This is a genomic window from Corallococcus sp. 4LFB, from assembly GCF_046520365.1.
GTDB lineage: Bacteria > Myxococcota > Myxococcia > Myxococcales > Myxococcaceae > Corallococcus > Corallococcus caeni.
On record NZ_JBKGHJ010000467.1, the window covers coordinates 1 to 6511 of the forward strand.

A 6511-nucleotide genomic window follows, 5' to 3' on the forward strand; every position below is an offset into this window, starting at 1 on the left:
CCCAGGCTGCGGCCCTCGCCCTCGTCCGCGACGCCGGCCCAGACCTCCAGGCCCTTGCCGGCGGGGATGAGGAACGCGGGGCGCTGCAGGGCGAGCACGGACTGGGCGCGGGCGCGGGCCTCGGTGACGCCGGGGTAGCTGCCCAGGCGGACCCTGTAAGGCCACAGGCGGCCGGTGGGGGGCAGCGTGCGGGTGCCCTCGGCGCCCCAGCGGAAGGCGAGCACGGAGTGGCCGGGGTCCTGGTCCAGCAGGGCCCGGAGCGCGTCGTCGTCCTGGGACAGGGCGCCCCGGCCCGAGCGCGTGGGGGTGACGCAGGCGCGGGGGCTGAGCTCCGGGTAGGTGAAGTCCAGCATCACCACGGAGGCGCCCTCCTCCATCAGCCGGTGGACCATGCCGCCCATCACCTGGCGCGGCCACGGGTACGCGGCGATGTCCGCGCGGGGGCCCTGCTGGGCCTCGGCGAGCGTGTCGTCGTCGATGGAGACGAGCACCACGCGGTCGGAGCGCTCGGAGACCTCGCCGAGCTGGCGGATGCGCCAGTCGTAGAAGGCGCGCTCGCCGCCGTCGAGCCAGTGGGAGATGCCCTCGATGAAGCCGGAGGGCGACAGCAGGGGGGCGGGCGTGTCGTCCGGCCGCGCGGGGCCCGTGACGCGCTGGGAGACGAGCAGGCCCAGCAGGCAGCCGAACAGGGCCGCCATGACGAGCGAGAAGCCAAGCCGGTGGAGGAACCGGCGGCCGGAGGAGTGAATGCGGAGGCGTTGCACGAGCGGCGTGCAGGATACCCCGTCGGGGCCCCGCGCCTATGGGTCAACACGCGCGGTATGGTTGGCTGCTGTCACCTGTCCATCCGTGCCCCGTTCAAGAGAGTGCCCATGAAACGCCTGTTGCTGTCCGCCCTTGCCACCGTGTCCGTGCTGTCGCCGCTCGCCTGCGACCTGGAGAAGACGACCAATCAGCTCACGGCGGACCACGTGATGGTGGGCACCCTGCTCGCGACGCCGCAGGTGGACGTGTCCGCGTCCGCGCTGGCGGGCTACGACGCGGGGACGTACGGCGGGCCGGACGGCGGGGACGTGGTGTCCTTCCCCGGGCAGACGGCGGCGTTCGTGTTCTTCGGGACGAAGTCCGGGGAGAACGCGCAGCCGGAGGGCTTGAGCGGGGCCACGGTGACGCTGCGCGCGGGGAGCGCCGCGGGCGTCCCGCTCAACGGCCAGGGCGGCGGCAGCTACGGCGTGACGAGCGACTCCACGGACGACCTGAAGTACACCTCGGGCGCCACCTATTCGTTCTTCGCGGAGCAGGGCGGGACGAAGTACGAGGCGCGGGTGGAGGACTCCCCCACGAAGGAGGCCATCCCGGCGTTCCATCCGGCGGAGGGCTTCGTGCGGATCAACGCGAACACGGCGTACGCGTTCGACCGGCCGGCGCCTCCGGCGAACCAGGACCGCACGCTGGGCTTCGTGACCGTGGTGCCGCTGGGTGCGAACGGGGAGAAGGGCCAGGCGACGTACTCGAACGTGCCGACGACGCCGGTGGAGTTCCTCCAGCTGGCGGCGACCCCCGCGACGTTCCGCGAGGCGCGCGTGACGATTCCCGCCACGGCGTTCCCGAACCCGCGGCAGACCTACCTGGTCATCTTCCAGGCGGTGCGCATGGGCGGCCCGGAGTCCGACAACCTCTTCCTGGGCAGCGTCGTCATGGCGGGCACCGCGGAAGTGGGCATCGTGCGGACGAACTGAGCGTGGCTACCCGGCCTCGATGTCCAGGCCGATGCGCTCCTCGAGTTTGAGGCGCAGGAGGTGGCCCGCGAAGCGCTCCGACTCTTCGCGGGTGAGGATGCTGCGGAAGTCAGGGCCGTCCGCGATCTCCACCTCCATCACCGCGCCGCGCTGGAGGAGGCGGAAGAAGTCCTCCCCTCCTCCGGGCCTGGGCACGCGCAGGGGGATGAAGCCCTTGAGCGGCAGGACGTCCGTGCTGGCGTCGATGACGCGCAAGAGGCCCGGTGCGTCCGGGCGCACGGCGTCGGAGGCGACGGACTCCTCCGCGTAGAGCGGCGCGGGCGGGAGCGACAGGTCCTCGGTGGAGTCGTCGAAGAGGAAGCCGTAGCGGGACGGCACCCGCTGCGTGAGCAGGTAGCAGAGCAGGACGGCCTCATCCGGCTGCACGCGCGCGACGTGGAGGATGGAGCGCTCCGCGCCCACGCGGCGAAGCAGCAGCGTGAGGTGCGGGTGGCTGCGCTGGAGGTAGCGCTGGACGCGGTCTATCAGCGTGGCGCGGACCTCCGTGAACGCGGCCTGGTAGCGGGCTTCGCTCTCCGCTTCGCGCTGGGAGACGGCTTCGCGAGCCCTGGCGAGCTTGGCTTCCGCGTCACGGAGGAAGTCGCTGGCGGCGCCCTGGGGCTGGAGGCCCGGAGCCGTCGAACCGGAGTCCATGCCCGCGGCGCGCACCGCGCCCAGGAGGAACGAGCCCTGCTGCGTGAGGCGGGCCTGCTCCTCGCGGAACTGGATGACGGAGGCGGCGTGTTCGCGCTTCAGCTCCGCCCAGGCGTCGTAGGTGGACTCCAGTGTCTCCAGCGCGCGCAACTGTCCCAGCGCGCCCTCGGGTCCGGAGGCCCACGGCGTGTCTGTGTTTCGCACGGGGAGCGGCGAGGGCGCTCCAACCGCTGGCGTGTCCACGGGCGTGTCGTGTCGCGACGGCTGCGTCGCCTCGGGCGGTTTCGTGCCGGTCGTCCGTCGCTTCTTCGCCGCGCTCACGGGGTCTGCTCCTGATGCGAAGGACTTCGCATCGCCTCGCATCCTAGGCCATCCGCCCTGCCCCCCGAGCAAACACGAAGGCCCCTCCCCGCGCTTCCACGGGAAGAGGCCCTCTGTGCACTTCACGCACTGCCTGGAATCAGGTCGTGGTGCGCGAACCCGGCGGCACCGTGGAGCCCGCGCCCTGCTGCGTGTCCCCACCGCGCGCGCTGTTGATGGCCGTCGCCAGCTTGTCCTGGCGCCCTGGATGCGCTGGCGCAGGTCGCCGCGCAGCTCCGTGCCCGGCTTGTCCGCGAGCAGCATGCCCACGCCCACGCCCACCAGCACGCCGGCCGCGAAGATGCCCAGCGCCGGCAGCGCCGACTCCGCCGTCGTGCGGCGCGTCTCCAGGCCGAGGAGGTCTAGTACGTCGTCCCTGTCCAGCTTCTTCAAGTCCTTCAGGCTCAGCATGTCCGACTCCGTGAGATGACTTCGGGGGAAAGACGCGGGGTGCCGCGGGAATCCTAGACGCTGCCCGAGGGCGGCGTGCCACGACCCGTCTGATAGCCCTGGAAGGCGGACTCCGCCATGCCCAGCAGCTCATCCTTCACGAAGGGCAGCGCGGCCAGCCGCACGCCCAGCTTGAGGATGCGCCCGGTCAGCGGCGTGAAGAGGCCACCGCCCAGCACGTAGCCGACGCCCACGGCGATGGCCAGCGTGCCATAGGGGTTGCGCTCCACGCGCCCCTTCAGGTCCAGCGTCTGTCCCAGGTCCGCCACCGCGCTGCGCGCGTTGTCGATGAACTGCTGCGCGTCGGAGCCCAGCTGATCCACGCGCTGGCCGAAGCCCGCGTCATCGCCGTGTTCCGCCGTGCCGTTGCCCGTCGTGCCCGAATAGTTCGTCATGTCCGTGCTCCCTTGTCCAGGCAACCGGTTAGCGGGACGCGATGCGGCCCACGATGAAGCCCACGGCGATGGCGCCCAGCAGGCACGTGCCCGGGTTGGCCTTGATGAACCCGACGACCTGACGGTTCAGGTCCACCAGGTTCTGCCGCGCCTCGTCCATGTTCGGCAGCTGCTCCTGAAGGTGCCGCGCCCGGTCTGCCATCTGCTGCGGATTGATTTCCATGGAAGCCCTCTGCTGTGCGTTCGTTTCCGATTGCGTCCTGAAGCTTTTCATCCCGGCCCGGCCGCGCCCGTTCAGCGCCGCGAGCCCACCAGGTAACCGACGAGGAAGGCTCCGCCCACGCAGGCGTAGGGATGCTTGCGCACCCACTGACGCCAGTCGGTGACCTCCGCCACCTCCACCCGGAGCGCGCTCACCGACGTGGCCAGGTCGGCCCGGGTGCGCTCGATTTCCTCGCGAAGCGCCGCGCTCGTGCGCGGCAGGTGTCCATTGCTAGCGGCCATCCCGCGGCTCCTTGAAAGCCATTCCCGTCGTGTCCTTCAGCGTGTTCACCCCGGGCGTCGGCGCCACCGGCGGGCGGGCCGCGGTGAGCGCCGCCATGCTGCGCGACAGCTCGCTCACGCTGTCATCCATCACCTGGCGCGACTTCAGCCGCTTCACCGCGCGAAGGATGCCCAGGCCGCCGCCCACCAGGTTCAGCGCGCCCACGATGGCCAGCGCGCCCGCCCACCCCGTCCACGGAGCGAGCACGGCCGCCAGCGCCCCGCAGACGAAGGCGTACCCCACGAGGAGGAAGGGCACGAACACGGCGATGCTCGCCACGTCCAGGCCCAGGGCCTTCGCGTCCTCCGCCAGCTCCACGCGTGCCAGCTGGAGGTGCTGCGTCACCAACCGACTGAAGCCATCCGCCATGCGCCCGACGAGTGCGGCGACGCCGCGATCCGTCTGTTCACTGCCCACGTGCATGCGCTCTCCGGCCGACGCTCACGTCCCTGTGCGCGTGGGCGCCAACCTAGGCACCCCTCCTCCCCGCGACAACCGCGCCGCGAGGAAATTGTCCGGCGTTCGCCAGCGTCGGCCACTCAACGCGAGATACCGGACGATGGAGAGCCTAGCGCAAGCCACACCCCTAGCCGATCAGCTGCACCGGAGGCGCGACGGGCGGCTGCACGGAGATGGGGGCCTCGAAGCGCATCACCAGCGGCAGGTGGTCCGACGCCACCCGGCTCAAGGGCGAGCGGTGCGGCGTCACCGACACCGGCCGTACGCCCGAGTCCACGTAGATGCGATCCAACCGGAACAGGGGCAGCCGCGTGGGGTACGTGCGCGCGGCGGCGCCCAGCTCGAACGCGGCGTCGTGGATGGCCTCGCGCACCAGCGAGGACACCGGCCCGTTGCCCCAGGAGTTGAAATCTCCACACACCACCATGGGGTCCTTGCGGGCCGCGTCGCGCAGCAGGTCGGCGGACAGCAGGAGCGACTCCTGCCGCCGCCGCTCACTCACGGACAGGCCCAGGTGGAGGCAGAAGACGTGCAGCTGCTTGCCCCCGCCCAGGTCCACGTCGCATCTCAACGCGCCCCGGGGCTCACGCCCCTGCACGCTCAGGTCGTAGTTCTTCGACTTGAGCACCGGCAGCCGGCTGAGGATGGCGTTGCCGTAGCGGCGGCCGTTGCGGACCACGTTGGGCCCGAAGGCCATGTGCAGCCCGAGCATCTGGGCCAGGTGCTCGGGCTGGTCCTCCCGGGGCGTCTTGCCCCGGAAGTCCCCCACCTCCTGCAGGGCGACGATGTCCGCGTTCACCTCGCGGAGCACCGCGCCCACGCGCTCCAGGTCGAAAGCTCCGTCCACGCCGATGCCGGAGTGGATGTTGTAGGAGACCAGGGTCAGCTCCACGCGCGGTCCATCCTCCTCTTCGGGTTTCAGGCCGGGATGATGCGGCGGGCCGCCAGCCGGACCGCTTCCAGGGGCAGGGTCGCCAGCCGCTGCACGGCCGCCGCCACGTCGCCCACGCCGGTCTGGATGGCCTTCACCTGCCGGCGCGCCTCGTCGACCAGGTCCGGCAGCCGGGCCTGCGGCGGGCGCTCCTGGGTGGGCGGCAGGGCCCCGATGGGCGCCGTCGTCCCGATGACGGGTGACGCGGCCGCCTTGCGCTGCTTCTTCGCGGCGCCGCTCACCTTCGACACCGGCCCGTGGGAGAACTTGGCGTCCGCCTCCGGACGGGCCAGCTCCTCCAACTGGAGCTCCATCTTGCGCGCCATGAGGATCTCTTCCGTCTGCGCGTGGCTCTTGCCGTAGTGGACGCCCTCGTCGTCGTGCACCGTCACGCGCGACGACTGGGCTAGGTGCTCCTTGTCGCGCTGCCGCAGGCTGCGCTTCTGCGGCGGCAGCGTCTTGGGAACCTGGAAGTGGTCGAAGCTGTAGGAGCGAGGCATGCGTGCCCTCCCTTTCGAAAATCGATGCGATGCGTTGATGTGGGAAAGCTAGGGAGCCCCTCGCCGTCCGTAACGCCTTGACGCGCGGGGAACCGGCACGGCTGCCTGCCGCTCGTCCGGCCAGGAACACCGTTTCGCCTCCCAGGGCACCCAAGTACCTACAATGGCACGCAGCTGGCGCACGCCTCCGGGACAGGCGGCCAGACGTCAAGCAGGAGGCATCCAGGCGAGCCCTTCCGGGCAGAGAAGCAGACAGCCAACACGCCCGACGCCGGTCCGGGAAGGATCCGCGCGTGCGTGGTGTAAAGAACGGCCCATGCCCGCCCGGACCCCCTCTGCCTCCCGTGTCTTCGTCCTCGCCCTGCTCGCCACCGGGGCTCCGGCGCTCGCCGCCGCCCCGCCCGCCGCGTCCTCCGCCGTGGTGACGGGCAGCGTCCCGG

9 protein-coding genes are annotated in these 6511 nt (G+C 71.4%); 1 reads left to right on the forward strand and 8 read right to left on the reverse strand.

Annotation, left to right across the window (positions count from 1 at the left end; genetic code table 11):
* Positions 1 to 698, reverse strand: a 698-nt coding sequence (locus ACLEQD_RS34170; RefSeq protein WP_410389834.1) for a CHASE2 domain-containing protein, incomplete at its 3' end; no start/stop codon positions are given.
* Positions 699 to 872: 174 nt separating this feature from the next.
* On the opposite strand from ACLEQD_RS34170, the gene ACLEQD_RS34175 reads away from it, so the two are divergent.
* Positions 873 to 1739, forward strand: a complete 867-nt coding sequence (locus ACLEQD_RS34175) for a hypothetical protein (RefSeq protein ID WP_410389836.1) — start codon at positions 873 to 875, stop codon at positions 1737 to 1739.
* 6 nt (positions 1740 to 1745) lie between these two features.
* On the opposite strand, the gene ACLEQD_RS34180 is transcribed toward ACLEQD_RS34175, so the two are convergent.
* The 7 genes from ACLEQD_RS34180 to ACLEQD_RS34210 form a co-directional block, all read right to left on the reverse strand.
* Positions 1746 to 3203 (reverse strand): hypothetical protein, encoded by a 1458-nt coding sequence (locus ACLEQD_RS34180; RefSeq protein WP_410389837.1) that lies wholly within the window; start codon positions 3201 to 3203, stop codon positions 1746 to 1748.
* A 53-nt stretch (positions 3204 to 3256) separates the two neighbouring features.
* Positions 3257 to 3637, reverse strand: a complete 381-nt coding sequence (locus tag ACLEQD_RS34185) for a hypothetical protein (protein WP_410389839.1) — start codon at positions 3635 to 3637, stop codon at positions 3257 to 3259.
* A gap of 28 nt (positions 3638 to 3665) precedes the next feature.
* Positions 3666 to 3860: a hypothetical protein gene (locus tag ACLEQD_RS34190; RefSeq protein ID WP_120527523.1), complete on the reverse strand. Its 195-nt coding sequence runs from the start codon at positions 3858 to 3860 to the stop codon at positions 3666 to 3668.
* Positions 3861 to 3931: 71 nt separating this feature from the next.
* On the reverse strand, positions 3932 to 4141 hold the full coding sequence (locus ACLEQD_RS34195; protein WP_120527522.1) for a DUF3618 domain-containing protein: 210 nt from the start codon (positions 4139 to 4141) through the stop codon (positions 3932 to 3934).
* On the reverse strand, positions 4131 to 4604 hold the full coding sequence (locus tag ACLEQD_RS34200; protein ID WP_410389841.1) for a phage holin family protein: 474 nt from the start codon (positions 4602 to 4604) through the stop codon (positions 4131 to 4133). Before ACLEQD_RS34200 ends, ACLEQD_RS34195 begins: the two co-directional genes overlap by 11 nt.
* Before the next feature lie 163 nt (positions 4605 to 4767).
* Entirely contained in the window at positions 4768 to 5532 is a 765-nt protein-coding gene (locus ACLEQD_RS34205) for an endonuclease/exonuclease/phosphatase family protein (RefSeq protein ID WP_410389842.1), read from the reverse strand.
* Between the two features lie 26 nt (positions 5533 to 5558).
* Complete coding sequence (locus ACLEQD_RS34210) at positions 5559 to 6071, reverse strand: hypothetical protein (protein WP_410389843.1); 513 nt, start codon at positions 6069 to 6071, stop codon at positions 5559 to 5561.
* Positions 6072 to 6511 lie beyond the last annotated feature (440 nt).

Excerpts from the sequence above, each read along its gene's own strand:
- ACLEQD_RS34175 (WP_410389836.1), top strand. The coding sequence starts at position 873 with ATGAAACGCCTGTTGCTGTCCGCCCTTGCCACCGTGTCCGTGCTGTCG.
- ACLEQD_RS34180 (WP_410389837.1), bottom strand. The coding sequence starts at position 3,203 with ATGCTGAGCCTGAAGGACTTGAAGAAGCTGGACAGGGACGACGTACTA.
- ACLEQD_RS34185 (WP_410389839.1), bottom strand. The coding sequence starts at position 3,637 with ATGACGAACTATTCGGGCACGACGGGCAACGGCACGGCGGAACACGGC.
- ACLEQD_RS34190 (WP_120527523.1), bottom strand. The coding sequence starts at position 3,860 with ATGGAAATCAATCCGCAGCAGATGGCAGACCGGGCGCGGCACCTTCAG.
- ACLEQD_RS34195 (WP_120527522.1), bottom strand. The coding sequence starts at position 4,141 with ATGGCCGCTAGCAATGGACACCTGCCGCGCACGAGCGCGGCGCTTCGC.
- ACLEQD_RS34200 (WP_410389841.1), bottom strand. The coding sequence starts at position 4,604 with ATGCACGTGGGCAGTGAACAGACGGATCGCGGCGTCGCCGCACTCGTC.
- ACLEQD_RS34210 (WP_410389843.1), bottom strand. The coding sequence starts at position 6,071 with ATGCCTCGCTCCTACAGCTTCGACCACTTCCAGGTTCCCAAGACGCTG.